The organism is Agrobacterium radiobacter (assembly GCF_040801995.1).
In the GTDB taxonomy this organism is placed as follows: Bacteria; Pseudomonadota; Alphaproteobacteria; order Rhizobiales; family Rhizobiaceae; genus Agrobacterium; species Agrobacterium radiobacter.
Genome location: NZ_JBEGHX010000002.1, coordinates 2,086,124 through 2,106,344 on the forward strand (window position 1 = coordinate 2,086,124; position 20,221 = coordinate 2,106,344).

The following is a 20,221-nucleotide window of genomic DNA, read 5'->3' on the forward strand; positions in this document are numbered from 1 at the left end:
ACGTCATCCTAGTTGAAGAGATCGGGTGGCCCACCAATTTTTTGTGCGGCGAGAACGGCCTCGACACGATTTCGTACGTCGAGCTTCTGCATCAGGATCGTCATGTAATGTTTGACCGTTTTTTCGCTTATGTCGAGACTTCTGGCTATTTCACGATTTGTCTGCCCTCTCATGAGGTAGGAGACAATCTGTTCTTCGCGAACGCTCAAGCGTTTCTGCTGTATAGCTCTTTGTCTCGCCTCTGCCGCCTTCATCGACATGATGACCCTCGTTGCGAAGCCTGGCGTCATATATGTCTCGCCGTTGTGCGCGGCAATAATTGCGTCGTGAAGGTCTGTCGAACTGCTTCCTTTAAGGACGTAGCCGGAAACGCCACAATTGAGAGCCTTGATCGCTGTCTCGATACTGGAGGTCGCCGTGAAGATTACGACCTTGGTTCCCGGCATTGTCTGGACAATCACCTCAATCGCCGCCATCGAGTCGCCGGGCATGCTGAGATCAACGACGATGACGTCAGGCGAAAGTTGTTCAGTGATTTTGATTGCGTCTACAGCGTTGTGGCCCTGGCCAACAATTTTGAGATCTTTTTTGTTCGAGTAAAGACTTACAAGTCCTTCAAGAAGAATAGGGTGATCGTCCACAAACGCGACGGATACAGGTACGCTGACAGGTGATGACATTGATGCCGCCTCACACTTATTTTGACTGAGAAGATACCACAATAGAAGCGGTGTAAACAACTCGCTATAAGTGAATATATTTACGTAAAAGCGAGGCTAAAGTATTACAGCAGGATTAATCATTTCGTGTTATTTGGTGGCTGCGGAATTACGTGTCAGCGCGCGCGACATTTCCTGATGGTGCGGTTTGGCGTGAAGTTCGAGAACCTGCTATATGAAGATCGAAGCGGTCTTCGCTTGGGCGCCGAGAAGCGGACGGAGAAGTGTGCGTCGTTGGCCGTGGCACGCCTGATTGCCGCAGCGCCGAAGGCGGCCATTCCTTACTCGGCGTAGCATTTTCCGGGGGGCGGCCGCCAGCAGTGCGGACTGAGCCGCTGTTCGTCTAATCGTCCAGACTCTTAAGAACTTGTTGGTAGAACGCGCCTTGTGCATTCTCAGCAGTAGACCTTACGACCCATTCCCAATCCAAATTCAGTTTTCCTGCCGGGACCATTTGCTGCGCGATTTCAGCCGGTGTAGTTTCGTTACTGATTCCGTTCTCCCAGTCGTGAAAGGCTGATGAGTATCGAACGACCGCTCCGCTGATCGGCAAATCGAGCAACCCTCCCTCGGCAAAAAAAATCAACCCGTCGCCCATTTCTTCGCCGATGATTTTGAGTCGACATCCCAAACGATGTTTGAGGATGGCTACAAATACTATCGCTGCGGAAAACGTGAATTTGTCGACAAGCACAACAACCTGCCTGCTTGCGTGTAAAGAGATGGCGTCGATCAAGGGCATCGTTTGAAGGAAGTCGCCACCGGTGTTTCCGCGAACGTCAATCAAGAGTTTTTTGTTCGGGCAGGTGCTTACATGCTCGGCTGCACCGGAGATGGCTTTCGGCAGAGCACTTTCACTTGGATCGAAGAAACTTGGCAATGATATTGAAAGCCCAAGCCCCTGCCAGTCCTTGATCTCCACAAATCTCTCGGGCCTCCAGGCCGGATCAGCCTTGCCATGCTCGTTTCTCGGATAGAGCATCGGTGCAGGAACCGTATGCCCATTCTCCACTTTCAAATCGGTTATCTGCCCATTCTCGTCTTTCACGCGATATTCAGTCGTATTCTCTTTCGAAGAAAACCCGAGGTGGGCCAATGCATACGGCCATGCCAGAAGAATCGGTCCAATGACCCGTTTCCTCTGGCGCGTTCCCGCCAGAAATTTCTCTGCGGCGGCTTCAATCTGGCCCAAAGGTGTGCCGTTGACTGCTATCAGCTCTCCTCTTGGCGCAGTTGTTTCCAGTGCGGTGTCAGTTAACTGCACCACCGTTCCGACATTCACAAACCTCAGCGGGAGCACTGAGATGGAATCGTTCGGGATCAGCCGTGTGTGTCCGTTGTCGGGAAGTGCGAGCAAGCGCATCGCGGAAAACAGAAAGGCCTCTTTGGAGCCCTCCAAAGCGTATCAATGATGTTGGCATTTGTCATCGAAACGGTTTTGCGGTCAGTCATATTGTAGTTCCTTCCGGACACAGACTTCGAAATCGGGGGTTTCAACGGAAGGCCGGCACTTCTCTCTAATCTGAAACGCTTTTAGTTGCGCTTCATCTATCGACTTGCCGGAAATCGCTTTATAGTAAAGGGGGTTCGCATTAACGAACAACGTCAGAGAAAAATGAAATCCAAAAAGCCTTACGAAAGATTCTAAGAGGCATTTTCTTGTATCGCCACCCATGCTTGGGTCAATCAAAATTGAAGCTTCATAATAAATGTCTTTAGAATTATTTTCATTTATCGCGCCGACATAACAATAGTCGTAACGAGTATTTACAACGTCAAAATTAGATCCAAAACCTGTAATTTTACCAGATTTTGCCTCTTTCAGAACGTCTTTTCCAATTAGTATTGTAATATTATTTCTATTTGGATCCTGCGTAAAATTAAAGAACTCTGCATAGAATTTGTACCACTGGGATAAATATCCAAACAATGAATCACTACCAATTCCCGCTCTAACGTTAATAAAAATCGGGGAACTGTGGTTGAAAGAACCTTTTTTGGCCGCGCGCAGAATGTATGACTCGAGGACCGCATTGGTTGAGGCTATATTGTCGGGATCTGATGCGGAGGCGCGGGTGCTTATGAGGCAGCAGCAAACGCCAGCGACAAGCCAAGTAAAAAAAATCTTAGCCGACACAGAGAGGCTGTAAAAGCGCAACCGTTTATACCAACGCATACGTGCCTCCGATGAATTTTGCCCCTGCGGCTCTCATCAATCGGTCCGTTGCCTCGATGCGCGAGCCAGTTGTCACGTGTATGAATGAATGGCTGGCGTTGAGAGAGGCTGCCCATTTCTTGATAGCCGCGACTAAGGCGAGAAACACCTTGGCACGGCGAACAGGCGGCAAAGATAAATCGACCGCGATGACGTGCACCGTCACAAATATCGGCCCATCGCTCAACATATAAGAATCGGCAATTGCCCAGGTTACGCCAACAGGTTTTCCGTCCAGCGTGGCAACCGGGCAAATCATGCGTGGTGGGCGGGATAAAATGAGGCTGAAGTGTTCGTTAAGCTTCCAGTCCGAAAATTCCTGGTCACGAAACACCGTTGAAGCGTGGTGTTGCTTCATGATTTCACGAACGGCGGGTGTGTCGACCTTTTCAAGAAGGCGAACCTTGAGGCCTCTTTTTTCCGAATTCGTCCGATTGCTGTTTTCAGCTAAACTTTGATCGTGAAGGGTCACACGCGGCGTCCTTCATATGATCTGGGCGAGTTCGATGTCGCGAAGATCTTGCTGGATGGCGCATTTACCCAAGCAATCCCCTCACTAAAACGTGCCGGTCGTATGGCAGCAGGCGCGCTGCCACGAGTATTGTGCTGATCCATTTCGCCCCCGAAAATCACCCGCCAATTCATCGATATCATCACGCATGATTTCGTAAGCTGCAAATTGAATTCCGACGTTGTCCTGGAAACGTTTTGTCTTTCAAATTTGCGGGGGGGCGCATGTACGATCCTTGAATGAGCGTGATCCCGTAAGACGCAGGGCGCGAGACCGGGTAGCTGATCGAGCCGGACAGCGCGGTGGTTATCGACGACAGGATTCAAGTTGTCCAGCTTTGCGGACAATTCGCCCGCCTGACACAAAAAGAAACCCTCCACGTTGGAGGGTTTCTCCAGAGACTGTCTGTCTGGATCGCGTTGCTAGAGCGCGCTTTGGCGGACGACGGTAATCTTTCCGAGTTCGACCAGCGGCGTGACGTCGAGGCTTTTGCCATTTTCGGTCAAGTCGAGGCTGTAGTGGAACGCCGGTCCGGCGGGATGGTTGTCTGCTGTGTGAATTTTTTCCTTGCCGAAATACGCTCCGGCAGGGATGGGGATGCCCGAGGCCTCACAGTCCTCGATGGCCCTGAAACGTACGGGTGCACCTTCCATTTTGTCCTCCCTGGGGTTGGCAAATGAAGAATATGCAGCGGGTACTGCGCGATTATGATGCCCCGAAACAAACCGTGAGGCAATTGCCGGCCAAGGCTTTTGCGACCTTCTGCTTTCTGGAACTCTCCGGCAAAAAAGAAACCCTCCGGCGTGGAGGGTTCGAGTGGTGCCGACCTTGCAGGGCTGCAAGGAGGGATGGACGGCGGGAAAGGTCCGTCCGCGATATGAATACGGGCAAGGACGAACGGTTCCACGGCTATCGGGAATATTTTCAAGGGCCGCTTCTCCTGCTGTTTGCGATCCCCTGTTGGCGGATTGGCGAAGGCAGGCTGTGACATCTTCCGTTTGTCCCTGTTTTTTACGCGTGCGAGCGCCGGTTCTCACATCCGCATCCGCAGGCCCTGGGTCTCGCCGAATGTTAGGTTCTGCTTTTCGACCAGTTCAGCATGATGGGCCCGCTCGACCAGTCCGGTCACCTGTTTGATGCGGTCGACGGACAGGGCATCGTCTGGTGTGATCCGGAGTTTTTCGAAATCCTCGTTGCGCAGGCTTGACGTACCGAAGCGTTTTCGCAGGGCGTTGTCGATGCCTTCCGCTTCCGTGAGTGCAGTGCGGCCTTCCGCCGAGTTCATCATCTGCCTCACGAAACCCGGCCTCTGCTCATAAGGCAGGGCGTCAAGGTGTGTGAGGATCTCCTCGCTGCGCGGTGTGAGGGCGGGGACCTCGACGATATCGCACCTCTTGCGCTCCCATGTTTCCGATTTGCGTTCGCGCTTCAGATGCCGTCTCCAGCTTTCCGCCGCGCTCCTGACAAGCCTTGCGACCGACCCGGCATAATACATGGCCTCCTTCCTTTCCCTGTTGTCGCCAAAGAGGCCCGATTTGCCGCGCAGCGTCCCGAACTGGTCGGGACACGCCCGGATTGCCCTTTCCAGAGTGGCAGGATCGGTGTCGGGGTCGAGGATCCATGGCCTGATGGCTTCGCAGGCGCTGAAGGCATCGTGATAGACGTAGCGGGCAAGGGGGCGCAGGCTGTCGATCCTCTCTTCCAGATGCGGAAGCGCTTTCTCATGGGCGATCTCCCCGATCGTCCTGTCGTAACGGGTAATGGCGGCAATGAGCGGTGCGGGGACGGCGGGCGGCTGATGGTGATGGCGCAACTCGCCCTGTACCAGCCCGTCAGTGTCCGGTGCCTGTTGCTGCCGCTGCCGCTGTGCTTCCACCGTCTGCTGCAGGGCGGGTTGTCTTGTCGCCTGCTGCTGCCGGATATCGTCACCCTTTTGCTCCTTCAGCCCGCGGCGTTCGGCAAAGGTACCGGTATAATCGAGCGTGGTTTGCTTGAGCCCCGAACGGCTCATGCCGGCGGTGAGCGCGTTGATGTCGTTGAACGCGTCACGACCGGCATAAAGCGTTGCCTGAAGACGATGACGGGTCATGGCGACATAGGTCAGGTGCCGGTCCATGGTGGCGGACGCCATGACGAAGGAGCGGTCGACGGTTGCCCCTTGTGCCTTGTGAATGGTGGTGGCGTAACCGTGATCAAAGAATTGGTAATGTTTCGGGCGGATAGTGATGCTGCGGCCGTTTTTCTGTCGGCCTGTACCGCCGTCGAGCCGCAACTGTAGTGCGTCCGGTTCGACGGCGTCCACTGTCCCGAGCATGCCGTTCTTGACCCCGAGCCCGCGATCGTTCTGCAGCAGGACGATACGGTCACCGGCGGCAAAGGCACGCTTGCCGTTGACGGTCCGGTAGATGATTTCTCCATCCGTCTGCCCCGCATCATCTCCGCCGACCGATACTGCGTCCCGTGTGAGGGACTGGCTGCTGTCTTTTGCCAGAACACCCTCTGCCTGCAGACCTTGCCGGATGGCGTCATTGATGGCGCGGACATCGACACGGCGATGGGCAAGGGCGATGCGGGAGTGGTGCGGATTGTCCCGCCGGTCGGCGAGATAGTCACGCACGAGGTCCGCACAGGCCTGTTGTCGGTCATCGGCAAAGCGGATGGCGTCGCGAGCGGCGTAATCGGCGAGAGCTTGCGCTGTACGGCGGGTGGCAAGGGCGATCGAGGCCTGTCGTTGCCAGTCGTCTTTCTGGCGACGGATTTCTGTCAGTTCGATGGCGCCGGTCCGCTCGGTTATGGCCCTGAAGGGCGAGCCCGCACCGATTGCCTGCAGCTGTTCGTGATCACCGACCAGCACCAGCTTGGCGCCACGCGCCTCAACCTGCTGCACGAAACGGCAAAGCTGCCGGCTGCCGATCATGCCGGCCTCGTCGATGACCAGAATGTCCTTGTGGCCGGGCAGGGATTTGCCGTTCTCCCAGCCAAGCTCCCAGGAGGCCAGTGTGCGCGAGGCAATGCCTGATGATGCGGACAATCCCTCCGCCGCCTTGCCGGCAAGGGCGGCACCATGAACACGATAACCGTCCGCCTCCCATGCCCGCCGTGCGGCCGCAAGCATGGTCGACTTGCCGGCCCCGGCAAAGCCGGTCACGGCTGCAATCTGTTCGGGTCCGGTGACATGCAACACGGCGCGCACCTGCTCGTCACCGAGGCCGCGTCCTGTGAGGTCTTCGTTTTGCCGGGCGATTGCATTTTTGACCGTTGTCGCTCTCACGGCATGCGCCGATCGCTCCGCCATCCTGATCGCACTTTTTGCCATCAGCCGTTCGAGTTCGATCATCTCGCGGGTGGAATAGCGGGCCGGCCGGTGTTGCTGCTCCTGCTGCAGAAGGACAAGTTGCGGTGAGGCCATGACGGCGGCAAGGGCCGCGTGAAAGGCATCCGTACCGGTGATGTAGCGGCCGAGGGTTCCGGCGATATCGTGACGGGTAAAGACGCTCTGGCCTGATGTGATGAGGGCAAGCACCTGTTCGGGACGACGGCGGATCAGCTCGGCGTTCCGCCGTGCCGCGTCGTCATCGATGCGGCATCGGGAGACATCGACACCACGCTCCTTCATCTGCGCGGCATGCACGCCCATATGGCCGGTCGGTTCGATGGCAAGACCGCGGGACAGATGCGATCGGTGATCGACACGGCGATCAAGGCCGGCACGCAGGAGATGACGGTTGACGAGACCGGCAAAGGCCTGGCGCACCTGTTTCACCTGCATCTGTGCGCTCGGCAGGCCACGGCCGGCCAGCCATGCGTTCTCGCGCTCGATCAGGGTCTTTTCTCCAAGGCCGGCGGAGGTGATCACCCGGGTGGTCATGACGACATGGGCATGGATGTTGCGCCCGTCGCTTTTGCGCCCGTCACTTTTGCCCTGTGGCACATGAATGGCGAAGTCGACGGCAGCACCAAAACGATTGGCGAGATCAATGGCAAAGGTCCGTGTGAGGGACAGTTGTTCGCTATCGGTCAGCTCATGTGGAAGGGCGATCTCGAACTCGCGAGCAACACGGGCATCGCAGCGCCGTTCGGCAAACTCCGCGGCATTCCACAAGCCTGACCGGTCAAGCGCCCACGGGGCGTCGATACCATCGGGCAGAATGATTTCCGTATGGACGACACCCTGCTTTGCGGTGAAGTCGTGGGTAATGCCGTCACGCTGGTTGAGGATTTTGCTGGCGGTGCGATAGGCGATGGCGGCGACGGCACTTTTGCCGGCACTGCGGCCGACCGGTTTTATACTGCAATGATAGATCGCCATGCCGGTCTCCCGATAAAACGCGCCGGCAGAACACCTGTTTCCGCCCCGATCCCGCCCGCGGGTGACCGGAAACAACCGGACGTCAGCCCTTGGATGTCTTGCCTGCCGCCAGGGCGGCAACTCGTAAGTGCGCCCTTGTCGAATTCAGTCTAGCGGGACGGGGGATGGCTGGCTCTATGGTGAATTCACCAGAATGCCCTGCAAAACGATCCTCGCTACCATCGGCCCTGTGACACCGGGAGCAATGGAGATGGTGATGGATGCGATCAGGTTCGCGAGGTCGAGGGCAAGATCAGGTGCCAACGCGGAATATCCAAACTCAGGCAGCGTCACGGGCGGGCATGGCCCCAGGCTGGCGGTGCTGATCGATGGAGACAATGTCTCGCCGGAAATCGTGGGCGGGCTGTTCGGCGTGATCGCGACGCTCGGCGATGCCACTGTCCGGCGTCTCTATGGCGACTGGACACAGGCAACCATGAGGGGCTGGAAAAGCCGGCCTGGCGATCATGCGATCCGGCCGGTTCAGCAGTTTGCAAATTGTCCGGGAAAGAACGCCACCGATGGCGCCATGATCATCGATGCGATGGATCTTTTGCACCGGAACCGCCTTGACGGTTTCTGCATCGTCTCGAGTGATGGCGACTTTACCCGGCTGGCGCTGCGTATCCGTGAGGAGGGTATCGCCGTGCACGGATTTGGTGGCCGGCAGACACCGTCTTCCTTCATTGCCGCCTGCAGCAGCTTTACCCGTTTCGACAGGCTGCGGCCGTCCAAAGAGATGCGGTGGCTCTCCGCCACAACAGCAGACGCAACACAGACCGCCGGCAGGGAAACAGATCTCTCCGCCCATGTCGAGCAGCAGATGCTGGCGATGATCGAAGAGGCCGTGTCTGCCAGTATCGAGGAGGACGGCTGGTCACCTTTGGCAAAGGTCGGTCTCTGGCTTGCCCTGCATGAGCCGGCGTTCAATCCGCGCCACTTCGGTTTTGCCGGGCTTGGCGGTTTCGTCGATGCCTGCCCTGCCATAAACGTCCGGCGCTGTGGCGAGGGCGGTCATCTGGTGCGGGTGAGGCTGGTGGAGAAGAAGGCCCCCACAGCTTGCGAGGTAACCCGTGATGGTGCGTAAACCGGTTGCCCGTCGCATCGAGGAACTGGAGGCACGCAAGCGCTCGCTGATGGCACGGCTTGCCGCACGCGAACGGCGGCTTGAGGTACGGCGGAAAATGCTGCTGGGCACGTGGGTGACCGGCGAACTTCGGAAAACAACCGCGGAACCGGACGTGCAGATGCTGCGCGACCTGCTGCGGCGTCAGCTGCCGCAGATGACGCTGCGGGATGCCGATCGTCAACTGCTTGAGGAGTTGCTCAAAGAGGAAAACGCGGACGGGAACGGTTGACGTTTGCTGGCGGTTGGCGGGAGCGTGCCTGACCGTGTCCGGTGCTGGTCGGCGTTTTCAATCATTGTGGTGCCATGAGGTGTGGCGAACAGGTCGCTCGCACTTGTTTACCCCCGGTTTGTCGCTCTCCTGCCTTCGGAAAAGGACAAGGAAAAAGCCCGGCACGATGGCCGGGCTTTCGCTGTTTCTTGTCCGAGTGGATCAGAATTTTACGCCGAGGCCGACGCGGATTGCATGCTGGTCGACATCTGCGTTGATTGCAGCGCCGCCGAAATTGAAATCCTTGTCGCCGAAGTCGGTGTAACGGTACTCGATGCGTCCGAACACCATGTCGGTAAACGCGTAGTCGAGACCAACGCCGACGGTGTAACCGTTGAAGGTTTCCTTCACGTCGGCAACGCCTGGAACTTCCGCATAGCCGCGGGCGTAGGCCCAGCCTGCGGTACCATAGACCAGTGCACGGTCAAATGCGTAGCCAACGCGGCCGCGGACCGAGCCCTGCCAGTCGAACCCGTAGTCGAAGCTTGTGCCCAGAATAGTGGCGGAATCGTCGCCCCAGTTCTTTTCGAAGTCTGCTTCAAGGCCAACGACCCAGCTGTTGCCAAGGTCATAGTTGAAACCGACGAACCCGCCGGCAAGAGCGCCGTCAAAGTCTGCGGATGTTTCACCTGGAAGGCCCACGATCGAAGCGTCGTTTTGATTCCAGCCGTAACCGGCCTGGACACCGGCTGTAAATCCGGTCCAGCTGAACAGCGGTGCAACGTCTGCTGCCGGGGCTGCAGGAACTTCTGATACGGCATCGGCCGCCATTGCAGTCGATGCGGCGAGCACGAATGCGATAGTCGATACGATTTTCTTCATAGTCTCTGAACTCCCTTACATGAGAGATCATTCATATGCGTTTTCCCAGAAAAATGATGTAACCTTTGTGCAACGCCCACGATCTCGGCGACTGTCTGCATAAACTGGAGGCTGCCCGGGCGCGGTGGGAAGTCGCTTGCGATCGCGCTCGTCAGGGTAATTTTACGGACCTTTGCCGGCCGCCGATGTCTTTGCAAGGCCAAGGCCGTCACCCAAGTTGACGTTCGATTGCGGCCTTGTCGATGACCGACCAGACCCTGCGGATTTTCATGTGCTCAAATTCGTAGAACACATGCTCGCAGAACTGAACCCTCCTGCCATTGACCGGAAGGCCCATGAAGGTGGCCCCGGGCGTGCAATCGAACGAAAGCCGGGCGGCGACCCGGGTCGCGCCGCTGACAAGGATCTCTGCCTCGAACCGCAGGTCGGGAATGTCGGCAAAGTCGTTCTCCAGCATGTCGCGATAGCCCGACAGCCCGAATGGTCGGCCGTTGTGTTCGACTGTATCGTCGACGAAGGTGCCGAGTTCATCGAAGGCCTGACGGTTGAGGCAGTCGAGATAGGCGAGATAGATGTCGTGAAGTGTCGGCATGGGTTTCTCCGTATCGATTAAACGTCAAACCGGTTCCGGCGTCAGCGCCGCGGCAGCCGTTTCGTGCGAGGCTCGCGAGTACGTTTCGCCGGCGGAATAACGGTCCGTTACTGAGCAGGCGCAGTTTTGGATGGTCAACCGGTGACGAGACCGCAACTGCCGTTATGAAGTCGACAGAACCGGTCCCGAGGGACGGGAAGTTCGGGCATCTGCACCGGGGTTGCCATCATTTTTTAACCGGATCAGCGGCGGAAACGCCGAGCGCGACTGCCAAGGGCAACCTGGCTTTCTCCGGCATCATGGCGAGTCCTGAAGTGATCGCTTCCTGCCATGCGGGACCGCGTTCCCACGCCTCGTTCCAGGCGTCGGCGAGCGAATATCCTTGCCGTGTTTCCACCAGGGCCTCTGACAACAGGGATGCTTGTTGAAGATCCTTGTCACGCTTTGCTCTGCCCAGGGCATCGTTGCGCCTGCGAGACGCGACAATCAACTTGTGAACGGCATAGCGCTCGGGAGCGGGGACGTTGACGCTGACGCCTTCTCTGTACAGCAGCACCGTTCTCACGGGTTCGTAGATCAGATAGTCCAGAAAGCGAAGGTTTTCCGCCGACGCGCCGCCGAGAGCAGGCATGGGTGACGGCTTGCCCGTATGGTCGTTCGACCCGCGGTTCCCCGTCAGGAACTCCACGCGATAGTTGTCCGAGTTCACGAAGGCGACCACACGCGCCTTGTCCGCCTGATGTGGTACCGCTCTGAAGGACGGATCGACGGTATGCAAGACGTCCAGGATTGGTGGCAGGCTGTCCCCAATCTCTGAGCTTATTGCAAAATCCTGGGCGTAGTCGGCGTCGCCCGTCTGGAGCGCGGCATTTGGAAGGCGAACCCCGAGCAGCCCTGAATAGCAGCTGAACGCAACCGAGCCTATGATAAGCGCTCGAAGGCGAAACAATCCGGCATCTGCAAGAGCTTTCGTTACTTCGCCGGCAAAACGTTCAGGCGCCGCCATGCCACCAGTTCGTGTAAGGGCGTTAACGAGCCGACGCCGCTCTCTGAGGTCGTCTTTGACTTCCCTGTGGGCGTGTACCCTCGCGGTTATTTCCGCGTCTGCTTCCGGCCCTACATAGCGCCGCTTGTCACCATCGGGGGTCGGATACTCGAAGTACCAGTAACCCTTGCCTTTAACGGGGACGTTCACGAACCGTCCATTATGAGGGAAGTCGGTGGAGAACTGCCCATCGAACGATCGCTGCGCCAGTTCCGCGAACATTGTCCTGTATGCGAGGTCAATCTGTTTCAAGACATGCGATCCTTGCGGCGACATGTGTCATTATACGGTTTTTTTCCTTATAACCGGGATCGCGATAAATCGGCACAGTCGTTATAAGGAAATTCAAAAACCCTTATAACGACTTCCATTTGCCCTGGCAACCGGTCGTCAGGGTACTGCCCCTGAAACCGGCCAAGGCAGTTCCAGACAGTTTCGCCGTGACGCAGGAGGTAGATTGTCGGTCCAGACACGCGTGCTTCACCCATTTCCGCGTTATCGGTCGCCATCGATCGATGCATCCAGACGGAAGCGCGTCGATTGCAGCGCATTGATGACCGAGTGCAGGGCAGCCTGTTTGTCCTTGTCCGATACTGACAGGACGTGATGTTCAAAGACGCCGAGATCGGCAAACTGCGCATGAAGATCGGCGACGACAAGCGGATCGCCGAGGCTGTCGCCACCGCGTGCCTGACAGCGTTCGATCGCCTCCTTCACTGTCGTGCGCAGCACGATGTAATGCAGCGGGCGCGAAAGCGCCATGAAGGCCGGCAGCCAGTCCGGTCGCACGACGCCGTCGAGGATGACGAAATAACCTGCCTCGGCGTAGCGACCGGCAACGTCGGCGGCGATCTGCATGATCATCCGGTTCTGTTGATCGGACTCCGGAAGCCAAGGGGCGATGCGGCCGTGCTTGATATAACCCCATAGGTCATCGCTGTGGAAATGCACCTTTGGCACACCGGGCAAGTGCGCGAGCGTTTCGGCGATTGTGGACTTGCCAGAGCCGGGATGGCCGGAGAGAAGGAGTATGTGGCCGGAAAGGTTGTTATGAATGGTCATTGCGCAATCCTTCATTCCACCGGATCGATCGTCAACCGCCTGCTGCCGATCTCGCTGTTCGCGTGATAAAGAGCTGCGCTCGAAAGTCTGATATGGCGCAATTTTTGGGAAAGGATCAGGTGCAATTTCGCTCTTTAGCGAAGATGCTCGCTCGGTACCGTAACTCGCCGTTATATGTGTAGGCGATTTACGGCAACGGAATGTAATTGTCTTTGTTGACGAGAACACCAAACGTGACGTCGTTGTCTACGAACTTCACGCCGGCTTGTTCTAAAACAAAGCGTATATTCTCGATCGTTGATTCCTTGAGGTCCTCACCTTTTTCTAGGCGGACCAGGGTGTTTGTCGATATTCCCGCATGTTCCGCAAGTTCGACAATTCCCCATCCTAAAGCGGCACGCGCCATCCTCACTTGAACAGAAAACATGAAAATCGCCATAATTTAGCGAAAAATATTGCTTCGCTACCAATTCCAGTTACTATCAGATGTCTGCGTTATGCAGGCGGCCGAATCAGGCGTCCTACCGCCTGACTCGACCTGACCACAATCTAGCTATCAGGAGCTTGGATCATGGCTGATTCTGAGAATAGCAGAACTTTACCTAAAATTTCGTGCGCAAATGCATTCCCCAACGAGACGTTTGTCGACAACCTGCCAAGCGTGATCAACCGGCGCAATCTTTTGCCGCTGGCCGCACGGATCCTGCCGATGCTGCTCAACGATCTTCCCTCGCGCACCATTGCCGGACCGGTGCATGCCAAGGAACTGTGGCCGGACTGGTATGACATGTATCAGCAGCGGCTTGCCGCCGAGCGGGAATGCCGGGAACTCGAGGCGCGACTGCTGGAAGAGACCGGCGGTCGTCCTGCTGTCGTGATTGCAGTTGACGATGGTGGTCCATCGGTCGGGACGGTATCCTCTTTCGGGGAGATCAGGGAACTTGCGCCGCGGATTGGCGCTGATGCGGCAGAGAGCGCGCGTCTGGAGTTGCTGAGACTGAGACGGGCATGGAATGCGGCTGACCGTCGCATCGGTTACAGCGCCAGTCTTGCGAAGGCGCAGGACCTTGCCCGGTTCGAGGGTATTGCCGGGCGTGTCCTGATTTCGCTGCAACCCTATTACATCCACGACATTGCCGCCAAGCTTCACTGCATGCTGGTGATGTATGATCCGGAGCTTCGCAATGAAGAGACCCCCTGGCCGGAACTGCGCAAGATGCTGCGTGAGCTGATCCAGCCGCACTGGTCTGTGATCGAACCGCAGTCGCGTATCCGCCTGCTGAGGCCGAAAACACGCGAGAGGCGGTTTCAGGAGGAAAGGGACAGGATTGCCGTGTGAGCGGCGTGAAGCAGGCTCGGCAGCGGTCTGTGGTGACACACACAGTATCGTCGCCGGGCCTTCAGCGCCCTGCGATGGTCAGCCAGTGAAGCACGCCACGCCCTGCCTATGCGGCAAAGCTTGTCACCAGACAGGCGGATGCCAGAAGCAGAGTGACGACGGTGAAGAATATCAGAGCTGCCGCCAGTTCATCGAACCTGCCGTCGCGTTCATTGCGATTCCAGTCATAGGCCATAGCCAACCTCCATCGTTGCTGTGAGGGAAGGGTGGCTCCGTATGGTTAATGAAACCCTAATGTTTGCGAACTGAATATTGCTGGTATCATTTTGCATTTGGCCATCCGAAGATGGCGCCAACCCTCAACTGGCTGGCTTGACGAGGCTGATTTCGGTTTCGCTGTCGAGGACGATATGCAAATCCCGGATCATGCTGGCTGCCTGCAGCAGAGCGCTTCGCACCTCTTCATCGCTGCGCCATCCGCGTTCGATTGACAGGGCAACGGTGTGGATGTCGACGAGACTGTCACGGCCGGGACCGGATGGAATTCCGATTGTTTCGCGCATGTCGCGGATTGTTGTGACGGCCCGTTCCAGCATACGCCGCTTCTGATAGCCATCGAGGTGATCGAGCCTGTTGGCGTCGCGGATGAGCTCGGCAATGAGACTGTTCGTCAAGGTCATGGGACGAGGGTGCCGGGTCGGCTGACGGGCGTCAATGGAAGACCTTCGAGGTAAGCTTCAGGCCCCGAAGTTGACGCCAGGCTGTGATGCCGATGCATCACGGCGCGTGGATACAGACGTGAGGTTTTTTATCGTTATCTCTTAATTATTCCTATTTCTATCATAGCTTTGGTTGGTTTTCCGGAAGTAAAATATGAGGCGTGCATCATGCTGGCCCTTTTTTTGGACGGTCGATGGCTGAGTGCTGAGTGCAGAAATCCGGGGTTGCGTTCCGCTTGTGCAAAATGAGATTATCGGCGCGGAGATTGCCGGAAAGCGAACGTCGATCAGTCTGCGACCTCCCGGGGGATCGTTTGGCGTGGAGGTTGTCTACAGCGACAAAATGGCGGTGAGACCAAAACGGAGTGACGATATGAAAAACGGAGCGTGCACGTTCCGGCGTCGGTACCTCAAGGTATCGACAATCAGCTGCCTTGCCGCATTGTTGAGTTTCGGGGAAGCCGCGGCCACGCCGGCGGATATGACGGTGGAGCGCCTTCTCACCGTCTGTGAAGCGCCCACTGTGCAAGAAGCGATGGTAGGCGGCGACAAACTCGACTGGAAGCGTTTAACCGATGCGGACATTGATGAGTGGCGTCGCAGCTTCGTCGGTTATAATGGCGGTTCTGTTGATGTCGTGGGGTGGCGCCATGAGGGGGAAGGCGGCGCGGAGTTACTGTCGTTCTGGATTGCCGCTGGTCCGAATGGACACAAGGCGTGCGCGTACAACACGCCAAGACCCTCCGGCTTTCTGGATGCGTTATCGGATCGGCTTGGAGCACCAGACAATCTCGACAAGAATGATGCGATAAATAGCGTAAGTAAATTGGAGGTTCTTAGAATAATGGATGCAGCCCTGAAGGATATGCTGGACAAGCCTGATGAAATGGGTCGTGCGGAAAAGCCGGTGGCCAATACCGAGATCGACGAATTTGAACGCTCGGAAGGCGTCACCCTGCCGGATTCGCTTAAAAGTTTCTGGTTAAGTTACGGAAGCCGCGACCTTAACAGCAAGAAGATCTTTGCTTTCAAGACGAAAGTCGTTTTCCCTGATGGAAAAAAGAAGAAAGCCGACGTCAATGCGATCGCCGGTCCCGGCAAAATGATCGAGGCGCGCCAACGTTACATTGACCCGCTATATGGAAACTCCGGTGAGCGACTGCCCGCAGGCCTTTACCCCCTGACATTCGATAGCGGTTATGGTCACTGCTTACTCGATCTGAATGCAGATACCCACGGACGTATTCTTTATATAGTGATCAAGGCGAAAACCTTCGGCGATGCCGGTTACGGCTGGGATCAGGTCGGAACAGTCGCGAAGGACTTCGATGAGTTCCTGGCTGGTCTGACGCCGGATTATCTCTGACTTTGGAGAGGGGGCGATGCTTCAGGACGCTTATACGCATTTGAGTTCGGTCGCGGAAAGACATACCGACGACATCATCACGACCGCGTTCGAAAACTGGCCTCCGTTGTATAAGGAATTTGCACTGGCACATCCTGTAGCATCTCTTCCCCTGAGTTCAGACGAAATCGAGGTGGTTTTACGCGGGAATTCCGATCGAGCACGCTGGAAACAGCAGGCGATCGCCATACCGGAGATTGCCCTGCATACCATCGAGTTGCGCGGGGGTCGGGTGTTCCCAAAGATTGGCCCGGTCAGTTGGAAGGAAGTACCGACCTTTAGCATTATGGAGTCGTCTGAAGCGGCAGCAATGATACCAGCAATGCTCGCGTCATTGACAAGCCGTATGGCTATCATTCTGGAAGCCTTCGTGATTGGGCAGGTGCCGACGTTCCTGCACTTCTTCCCGGCAGTTGATCTAGCCTCGCACGCAGAGTTGCGGGTCAGGGTTCGCGACGGCAAGATGGTCGACGCAAGGTGGCAGTCCGTTCCGCAAGGTGTGCGTCCAGATGTCGCGATCAAGGAGCGCATAATCAGTACGGCGGCAGAGCTCTGCGCATCGAGTCCACTGCCAAGCTTGCTTTTGGACATCAGTGTGGATTGCAGCGATACGACATCGCCCGCGAGACTCATCGAGATTAATCCCGATATCCCGATAATTTCTACTCCGCCAGACCGTTCAGCTCTTTCGTGACAAGCTCAGGAGGTTTACTTTGCCTGGAATGCCCGTAACGTTGAAAGCACACTGGCACGTCTGCCCGATGATAGATCCTGGGCCTCGGCCGCATATTGGCGGACCGGTCGTCTCTACACAGCAAAATTTTGTAACGGTGGAAGGCGTACCCGTGGCCACGATCGGTGACAGTCTGCTTTGCACTGGAGTGCCTACGACATCAGACAAGATCACAGGTGGGTCTTCGATCGCCAAGATAGAGGGCAAGAGGATTGCCCGTATTGGCGACTCCTGCGCGCATGGCGGAAGGCTGGTGCAAGGAGTGCCTTGGATTACGTTCGACTGAAAGAGCTGGCTCGGGAAAACTGCACAGCCCGGATAACATTCGCTCGGGGATCGATGAACTGCACCTCGACCTCCTCCGCTTCGAAACTTCTCATCATCGAAGACATGATCCCGCTTGATGGCTTCCATCGGGCGGGATATCGGCGGCAAGCCGTCATGGAAGTTGCGCCGGCTTTCGATCTACCTGGGCTTGTCCTGATTTCGACCGGTGGCAACGGTCATATCATCAGGAGGATTTATCCTGAGATCGATATCGTCGGAGAAGCGGTCAGTTATCCCCAAACACTTGGAAAGCGATGTTCCGCCCCTCAACTCGAAATGATAGCCCGCCTGTTTCTGGGCGGCAATTCGCATATATTGATCCATTTTAATGGGGCGATATCGATGGTTCCCCAATTGGTTGACCCATTGTAGTGGGGCCATTCCAAGGCGCCTTTTGCCAGCTGCGGAGGTTGCAACGCCGGCTTCCGGGCGTGCGGCCTCATGGCACCGAAGGCGGCCGCCATTCTGTCGCTGATCGAGACCGCAAAATCAAAGGTTGGTGGCCGCTTCCGGTTCAATTCATTTGTCAAACCCGGTCACACAAAGGCGGGTCCGTCGCTCCCATTGGATGGCGAGGCGGTTTTGAGATATCCCGGTTTACTCAATTGGGTTGAGTCTTCTGACGAACATCCAAACCGGAATACGGGTTGCCGGGCCATACATGTCGGGGATTTCAAAGGATGCTTCCCTGGGCGCGAGATTTCCCGATCAGGATGATTTAATACCGCAGGGAGTCAAACTTACCGATCGGGAAGCGGCATATTGATCTCTTGGAAATCTTCCTGTACGGTAAGTAATCCGATGGAGGTTAACGATGTTCAGGTCTGCGCGCGATTTCGGCGCTGCTATCAGGGAAAGACGCAAAGCGCTTGGCTGGACGCAAACCGGGCTTGCTGCCCGTTCCGGAACGGGTGAACGCTTCATCGTCGAGCTTGAATCCGGCAAACCGAGCTGCCAGCTCGAAAAGGCGCTGATCGTCGCGCGCACCGTCGGCATCGAGATCGGCGATCTCCGGACCGTTCGGGCTGCTCCATCCACGCTGGACGATGACCTCAGCTTCCTGCCGACGTTCGGTGCTGATTGATGACGACCATCTTTTACGAGACGCTGCCTGTCGCCCGTCTGACTTTTGAAGGCGAATGGAGGATGGACTACGATGCGGGCTGGGAAGCACGGCGCACGGCCTTTCCGGTGTCGCTCACCATGCCGCTGCGCTCCGGGCCCGTGGGTGCTGCGAAGCTGCTGCCCTGGCTTGCCAATCTGCTTCCGGAAACACATCTTGCCGAGATCGGTCAGCGGCTCAAGGTTTCTCCGCAGGACATTGTCGGTCTGCTTGGTCATATCGGACGTGACACGGCGGGGGCGCTGTCGATCGGGGAGCCGCGGAAAGCGGGTGTCAACCTCCAGCCCGTGCCGGATGAGCAGGCACTGGAGCGTATTCTCAATGAACTTCCTGCCAGACCTTTTCTGGCCGGAGAGCGCGGTGTTTCCATGTCGCTTGCGGGCGTCCAGGAGAAACTGCCGGTGTTTGTAGACGGGGATGGCCATATTTCAGTTCCGGTGGACGGACGCCATCCACGCATATCCTGAAGCCGGATACGAAACGTCTTGCAGGGAGCGTGGAGAACGAGGCGTTTTGCCTGTCGCTTGCGCGTGCCTGCGGGCTGGACGCGGCCGAGGCGACGATCGGAGTGGCTGGCCAGCGACGTTATCTTCTTGTGAAACGCTATGATCGCTTCACCGATCCGCAAGGGGAAATCCGCCGGCTGCATCAGGAAGATCTTTGCCAGTTAACAGGACATTTCCCCTCGCAGAAATACGAGCGATCCTCGACCGGCCGGGGCGTGACCATGAAGATGATGTTTGATGCTGTCAGCGATCTTGTTTCGCCTGGCGAACGGCTGAAACTTCTCGACGCGGTGATCTTCAATGTCCTGATTTGTAATTCTGACTCGCATGCGAAAAACTACTCGATCCTGATCGGTGCCGGTGGATCCGCGAAGATGGCTCCGCTCTATGACCTGATGTGCGCTGCCGTTTATGGCCAGGTAGATCAGAGCCTGCCGCAGGGGGTTTCCGGTCGGTTCCGTGCGCCTGACCTGCGGCGTGCCGATTGGCAGGCACTGGCTGATGACATTGGACTGAGCGGCGCATCGACACTGAAACGTGTGGAGGAACTCGCACAACTGGTCAGCGTCGCATGCGATGAGGTAGCACCGCATATCGCTGGCATCTCCAGCGATCCGACGAGGACCCTTGAGAGAATTACTCACAACGTTCGAAAGCGGTGTAGACAAATTCAGGAGCGATCAGGTGGCCGATGAGATGGCCCCGTATGGAGTGGCGATGGTTGATCGCCTCGACCGCGCTTGTTCATAACCTTGCCGTCGTGACGCGGAATGTTGGGGATTTCGATGGTACGGGCGTGATCGTTGTCGATCCGTGGCAAGGGTGATTGTTCAGACAACAGGCATGCGCATCATGCCCGGCAGTTGCCGAGCGGAGTCAAGTGTCATTGGCGTGAGAATTGCTCGGCCTGATAGCGATGCAATGCTTACGCCAGGTCGTCTATATCGACGTTGAGTGTCTGAGCGATTTTCGCAGGACGGTGAGGCTTCCGGCTTTTTGCCGCTTTCAATCTCTGACAGATAGGGCGCACTTATCGAGACTTTAGTTGCGAGGTCCTTGGCGGTCATTCTTCGATGCTCGCGCCAGACTTTACGGCGTTGTCGCCGGAAAGAAGACGATTGACGACAACGGCAGGAACGAGTTCGTCATGCCCGGCGGCGATATTAGTCTTGATCTTCTCAGCAGATGCGACATCAGCCCTGTCCACAAGGCTTTCATATTCAGACAGGGAAGGACGATGAGCGTTTCCCTATTTGGAGTGGTTATGGTTTGCATCATTTGCCTCCTATTCGTAGATACTGCCGCGTGCCCCGATTTTTATGACTTCCAGCACACTTCCCTGGTCGTCCATAATGATG

General features: G+C 56.7%; 26 protein-coding genes and 1 pseudogene. 11 read left to right on the top strand and 16 right to left on the bottom strand.

Annotated elements, in window-relative coordinates; all coding sequences use genetic code 11:
- Positions 1 to 8 precede the first annotated feature (8 nt).
- From MRBLRC7O_RS23310 to MRBLRC7O_RS23330, 5 genes are all read right to left on the bottom strand, one after another.
- Positions 9 to 680: a response regulator gene (locus MRBLRC7O_RS23310; protein ID WP_060727162.1), complete on the bottom strand. Its 672-nt coding sequence runs from the start codon at positions 678 to 680 to the stop codon at positions 9 to 11.
- Positions 681 to 1,062: 382 nt separating this feature from the next.
- Complete coding sequence (locus MRBLRC7O_RS23315) at positions 1,063 to 2,118, bottom strand: S41 family peptidase (protein WP_223564927.1); 1,056 nt, start codon at positions 2,116 to 2,118, stop codon at positions 1,063 to 1,065.
- A gap of 45 nt (positions 2,119 to 2,163) precedes the next feature.
- Positions 2,164 to 2,895 carry a hypothetical protein gene (locus MRBLRC7O_RS23320; protein WP_060727161.1) on the bottom strand — a complete coding sequence of 244 codons (732 nt, stop codon included), beginning with the start codon at positions 2,893 to 2,895 and terminating at the stop codon, positions 2,164 to 2,166.
- Positions 2,882 to 3,406, bottom strand: coding sequence for a GNAT family N-acetyltransferase (locus MRBLRC7O_RS23325; protein WP_060727160.1), 525 nt, complete (start codon positions 3,404 to 3,406; stop codon positions 2,882 to 2,884). Before MRBLRC7O_RS23325 ends, MRBLRC7O_RS23320 begins: the two co-directional genes overlap by 14 nt.
- 461 nt (positions 3,407 to 3,867) lie before the next feature.
- On the bottom strand, positions 3,868 to 4,098 hold the full coding sequence (locus tag MRBLRC7O_RS23330) for a hypothetical protein (RefSeq protein ID WP_060727159.1): 231 nt from the start codon (positions 4,096 to 4,098) through the stop codon (positions 3,868 to 3,870).
- A gap of 23 nt (positions 4,099 to 4,121) precedes the next feature.
- Between MRBLRC7O_RS23330 and MRBLRC7O_RS23335 the strand changes: the two genes are divergently transcribed.
- Positions 4,122 to 4,433, top strand: coding sequence for a hypothetical protein (locus MRBLRC7O_RS23335; RefSeq protein ID WP_150964285.1), 312 nt, complete (start codon positions 4,122 to 4,124; stop codon positions 4,431 to 4,433).
- A gap of 45 nt (positions 4,434 to 4,478) precedes the next feature.
- Here the strand turns inward: MRBLRC7O_RS23335 and traA are convergent, their stop codons facing one another.
- Entirely contained in the window at positions 4,479 to 7,754 is a 3,276-nt protein-coding gene (traA, locus tag MRBLRC7O_RS23340; RefSeq protein ID WP_364653629.1) for a Ti-type conjugative transfer relaxase TraA, read from the bottom strand.
- 256 nt (positions 7,755 to 8,010) lie between these two features.
- On the opposite strand from traA, the gene MRBLRC7O_RS23345 reads away from it, so the two are divergent.
- Both MRBLRC7O_RS23345 and MRBLRC7O_RS23350 read left to right on the top strand, forming a co-directional pair.
- Complete coding sequence (locus MRBLRC7O_RS23345; RefSeq protein WP_077998817.1) at positions 8,011 to 8,880, top strand: NYN domain-containing protein; 870 nt, start codon at positions 8,011 to 8,013, stop codon at positions 8,878 to 8,880.
- Entirely contained in the window at positions 8,870 to 9,151 is a 282-nt protein-coding gene (locus MRBLRC7O_RS23350; protein ID WP_060727155.1) for a hypothetical protein, read from the top strand. The genes MRBLRC7O_RS23345 and MRBLRC7O_RS23350 overlap by 11 nt, the downstream gene beginning before the upstream one ends.
- A gap of 201 nt (positions 9,152 to 9,352) precedes the next feature.
- Here MRBLRC7O_RS23350 and MRBLRC7O_RS23355 read toward each other — a convergent pair whose 3' ends face one another.
- The 5 genes from MRBLRC7O_RS23355 to MRBLRC7O_RS23375 form a co-directional block, all read right to left on the bottom strand.
- On the bottom strand, positions 9,353 to 10,012 hold the full coding sequence (locus MRBLRC7O_RS23355; RefSeq protein WP_060723868.1) for an outer membrane protein: 660 nt from the start codon (positions 10,010 to 10,012) through the stop codon (positions 9,353 to 9,355).
- A 208-nt stretch (positions 10,013 to 10,220) separates the two neighbouring features.
- A complete protein-coding gene (locus MRBLRC7O_RS23360) occupies positions 10,221 to 10,604 on the bottom strand; it encodes an ester cyclase (RefSeq protein ID WP_111785391.1) in 384 nt (127 codons plus the stop codon).
- Between the two features lie 226 nt (positions 10,605 to 10,830).
- Positions 10,831 to 11,901, bottom strand: a complete 1,071-nt coding sequence (locus MRBLRC7O_RS23365; protein ID WP_080864382.1) for a nucleotidyltransferase family protein — start codon at positions 11,899 to 11,901, stop codon at positions 10,831 to 10,833.
- Between the two features lie 243 nt (positions 11,902 to 12,144).
- Entirely contained in the window at positions 12,145 to 12,711 is a 567-nt protein-coding gene (locus MRBLRC7O_RS23370) for a P-loop nucleotide/nucleoside kinase family protein (protein ID WP_111791493.1), read from the bottom strand.
- Between the two features lie 187 nt (positions 12,712 to 12,898).
- Positions 12,899 to 13,138, bottom strand: coding sequence for a helix-turn-helix domain-containing protein (locus tag MRBLRC7O_RS23375; RefSeq protein ID WP_165000616.1), 240 nt, complete (start codon positions 13,136 to 13,138; stop codon positions 12,899 to 12,901).
- 144 nt (positions 13,139 to 13,282) lie between these two features.
- On the opposite strand from MRBLRC7O_RS23375, the gene MRBLRC7O_RS23380 reads away from it, so the two are divergent.
- Complete coding sequence (locus tag MRBLRC7O_RS23380) at positions 13,283 to 14,050, top strand: hypothetical protein (RefSeq protein ID WP_162690851.1); 768 nt, start codon at positions 13,283 to 13,285, stop codon at positions 14,048 to 14,050.
- A gap of 106 nt (positions 14,051 to 14,156) precedes the next feature.
- On the opposite strand, the gene MRBLRC7O_RS23385 is transcribed toward MRBLRC7O_RS23380, so the two are convergent.
- Together MRBLRC7O_RS23385 and MRBLRC7O_RS23390 are read right to left on the bottom strand one after the other, a co-directional pair.
- Positions 14,157 to 14,285: a hypothetical protein gene (locus MRBLRC7O_RS23385; RefSeq protein ID WP_306958252.1), complete on the bottom strand. Its 129-nt coding sequence runs from the start codon at positions 14,283 to 14,285 to the stop codon at positions 14,157 to 14,159.
- A 124-nt stretch (positions 14,286 to 14,409) separates the two neighbouring features.
- Positions 14,410 to 14,730: a hypothetical protein gene (locus MRBLRC7O_RS23390; RefSeq protein WP_111821070.1), complete on the bottom strand. Its 321-nt coding sequence runs from the start codon at positions 14,728 to 14,730 to the stop codon at positions 14,410 to 14,412.
- Between the two features lie 412 nt (positions 14,731 to 15,142).
- Between MRBLRC7O_RS23390 and MRBLRC7O_RS23395 the strand changes: the two genes are divergently transcribed.
- The 3 genes from MRBLRC7O_RS23395 to MRBLRC7O_RS23405 are packed head-to-tail and all read left to right on the top strand — an operon-like array spanning position 15,143 to position 17,193.
- Complete coding sequence (locus MRBLRC7O_RS23395; protein WP_111821069.1) at positions 15,143 to 16,135, top strand: SMI1/KNR4 family protein; 993 nt, start codon at positions 15,143 to 15,145, stop codon at positions 16,133 to 16,135.
- A gap of 16 nt (positions 16,136 to 16,151) precedes the next feature.
- Positions 16,152 to 16,868: a hypothetical protein gene (locus tag MRBLRC7O_RS23400; RefSeq protein WP_111791548.1), complete on the top strand. Its 717-nt coding sequence runs from the start codon at positions 16,152 to 16,154 to the stop codon at positions 16,866 to 16,868.
- Between the two features lie 28 nt (positions 16,869 to 16,896).
- Positions 16,897 to 17,193: a PAAR domain-containing protein gene (locus MRBLRC7O_RS23405; RefSeq protein ID WP_162266713.1), complete on the top strand. Its 297-nt coding sequence runs from the start codon at positions 16,897 to 16,899 to the stop codon at positions 17,191 to 17,193.
- A gap of 179 nt (positions 17,194 to 17,372) precedes the next feature.
- Here the strand turns inward: MRBLRC7O_RS23405 and MRBLRC7O_RS23410 are convergent, their stop codons facing one another.
- Positions 17,373 to 17,615, bottom strand: coding sequence for a nucleotidyl transferase AbiEii/AbiGii toxin family protein (locus tag MRBLRC7O_RS23410; protein ID WP_077998360.1), 243 nt, complete (start codon positions 17,613 to 17,615; stop codon positions 17,373 to 17,375).
- A gap of 433 nt (positions 17,616 to 18,048) precedes the next feature.
- On the opposite strand from MRBLRC7O_RS23410, the gene MRBLRC7O_RS23415 reads away from it, so the two are divergent.
- The 4 genes and pseudogenes from MRBLRC7O_RS23415 to MRBLRC7O_RS23430 form a co-directional block, all read left to right on the top strand.
- Complete coding sequence (locus tag MRBLRC7O_RS23415) at positions 18,049 to 18,318, top strand: helix-turn-helix domain-containing protein (protein ID WP_060726840.1); 270 nt, start codon at positions 18,049 to 18,051, stop codon at positions 18,316 to 18,318.
- Complete coding sequence (locus tag MRBLRC7O_RS23420) at positions 18,318 to 18,824, top strand: HipA N-terminal domain-containing protein (RefSeq protein ID WP_367727709.1); 507 nt, start codon at positions 18,318 to 18,320, stop codon at positions 18,822 to 18,824. Before MRBLRC7O_RS23415 ends, MRBLRC7O_RS23420 begins: the two co-directional genes overlap by 1 nt.
- A 29-nt stretch (positions 18,825 to 18,853) precedes the next feature.
- The gene (locus MRBLRC7O_RS23425) at positions 18,854 to 19,558 is read left to right on the top strand and encodes a HipA domain-containing protein (protein WP_367727710.1); all 705 of its coding nucleotides are present in this window, start codon (positions 18,854 to 18,856) and stop codon (positions 19,556 to 19,558) included.
- Positions 19,559 to 19,584: 26 nt separating this feature from the next.
- Positions 19,585 to 19,689, top strand: a pseudogene (locus tag MRBLRC7O_RS23430) (VapC toxin family PIN domain ribonuclease); the annotation flags it as partial.
- Between the two features lie 4 nt (positions 19,690 to 19,693).
- Here the strand turns inward: MRBLRC7O_RS23430 and MRBLRC7O_RS23435 are convergent.
- Positions 19,694 to 19,930 carry a helix-turn-helix domain-containing protein gene (locus MRBLRC7O_RS23435; RefSeq protein WP_367727711.1) on the bottom strand — a complete coding sequence of 79 codons (237 nt, stop codon included), beginning with the start codon at positions 19,928 to 19,930 and terminating at the stop codon, positions 19,694 to 19,696.
- Complete coding sequence (locus MRBLRC7O_RS23440; protein WP_367727712.1) at positions 19,927 to 20,070, bottom strand: hypothetical protein; 144 nt, start codon at positions 20,068 to 20,070, stop codon at positions 19,927 to 19,929. Before MRBLRC7O_RS23440 ends, MRBLRC7O_RS23435 begins: the two co-directional genes overlap by 4 nt.
- Positions 20,071 to 20,221: the final 151 nt, after the last annotated feature.

Excerpts from the sequence above, each read along its gene's own strand:
- MRBLRC7O_RS23330 (WP_060727159.1), bottom strand. The coding sequence starts at position 4,098 with ATGGAAGGTGCACCCGTACGTTTCAGGGCCATCGAGGACTGTGAGGCC.
- MRBLRC7O_RS23375 (WP_165000616.1), bottom strand. The coding sequence starts at position 13,138 with ATGTTTTCTGTTCAAGTGAGGATGGCGCGTGCCGCTTTAGGATGGGGA.
- MRBLRC7O_RS23400 (WP_111791548.1), top strand. The coding sequence starts at position 16,152 with ATGCTTCAGGACGCTTATACGCATTTGAGTTCGGTCGCGGAAAGACAT.
- MRBLRC7O_RS23405 (WP_162266713.1), top strand. The coding sequence starts at position 16,897 with ATGCCCGTAACGTTGAAAGCACACTGGCACGTCTGCCCGATGATAGAT.
- MRBLRC7O_RS23350 (WP_060727155.1), top strand. The coding sequence starts at position 8,870 with ATGGTGCGTAAACCGGTTGCCCGTCGCATCGAGGAACTGGAGGCACGC.
- MRBLRC7O_RS23360 (WP_111785391.1), bottom strand. The coding sequence starts at position 10,604 with ATGCCGACACTTCACGACATCTATCTCGCCTATCTCGACTGCCTCAAC.
- MRBLRC7O_RS23395 (WP_111821069.1), top strand. The coding sequence starts at position 15,143 with ATGAAAAACGGAGCGTGCACGTTCCGGCGTCGGTACCTCAAGGTATCG.
- traA (WP_364653629.1), bottom strand. The coding sequence starts at position 7,754 with ATGGCGATCTATCATTGCAGTATAAAACCGGTCGGCCGCAGTGCCGGC.
- MRBLRC7O_RS23320 (WP_060727161.1), bottom strand. The coding sequence starts at position 2,895 with ATGCGTTGGTATAAACGGTTGCGCTTTTACAGCCTCTCTGTGTCGGCT.
- MRBLRC7O_RS23355 (WP_060723868.1), bottom strand. The coding sequence starts at position 10,012 with ATGAAGAAAATCGTATCGACTATCGCATTCGTGCTCGCCGCATCGACT.
- MRBLRC7O_RS23385 (WP_306958252.1), bottom strand. The coding sequence starts at position 14,285 with ATGGCCTATGACTGGAATCGCAATGAACGCGACGGCAGGTTCGATGAA.
- MRBLRC7O_RS23415 (WP_060726840.1), top strand. The coding sequence starts at position 18,049 with ATGTTCAGGTCTGCGCGCGATTTCGGCGCTGCTATCAGGGAAAGACGC.
- MRBLRC7O_RS23370 (WP_111791493.1), bottom strand. The coding sequence starts at position 12,711 with ATGACCATTCATAACAACCTTTCCGGCCACATACTCCTTCTCTCCGGC.
- MRBLRC7O_RS23335 (WP_150964285.1), top strand. The coding sequence starts at position 4,122 with ATGAAGAATATGCAGCGGGTACTGCGCGATTATGATGCCCCGAAACAA.
- MRBLRC7O_RS23435 (WP_367727711.1), bottom strand. The coding sequence starts at position 19,930 with ATGACCGCCAAGGACCTCGCAACTAAAGTCTCGATAAGTGCGCCCTAT.
- MRBLRC7O_RS23380 (WP_162690851.1), top strand. The coding sequence starts at position 13,283 with ATGGCTGATTCTGAGAATAGCAGAACTTTACCTAAAATTTCGTGCGCA.
- MRBLRC7O_RS23420 (WP_367727709.1), top strand. The coding sequence starts at position 18,318 with ATGACGACCATCTTTTACGAGACGCTGCCTGTCGCCCGTCTGACTTTT.
- MRBLRC7O_RS23410 (WP_077998360.1), bottom strand. The coding sequence starts at position 17,615 with ATGGCCCCACTACAATGGGTCAACCAATTGGGGAACCATCGATATCGC.
- MRBLRC7O_RS23310 (WP_060727162.1), bottom strand. The coding sequence starts at position 680 with ATGTCATCACCTGTCAGCGTACCTGTATCCGTCGCGTTTGTGGACGAT.
- MRBLRC7O_RS23390 (WP_111821070.1), bottom strand. The coding sequence starts at position 14,730 with ATGACCTTGACGAACAGTCTCATTGCCGAGCTCATCCGCGACGCCAAC.
- MRBLRC7O_RS23345 (WP_077998817.1), top strand. The coding sequence starts at position 8,011 with ATGGATGCGATCAGGTTCGCGAGGTCGAGGGCAAGATCAGGTGCCAAC.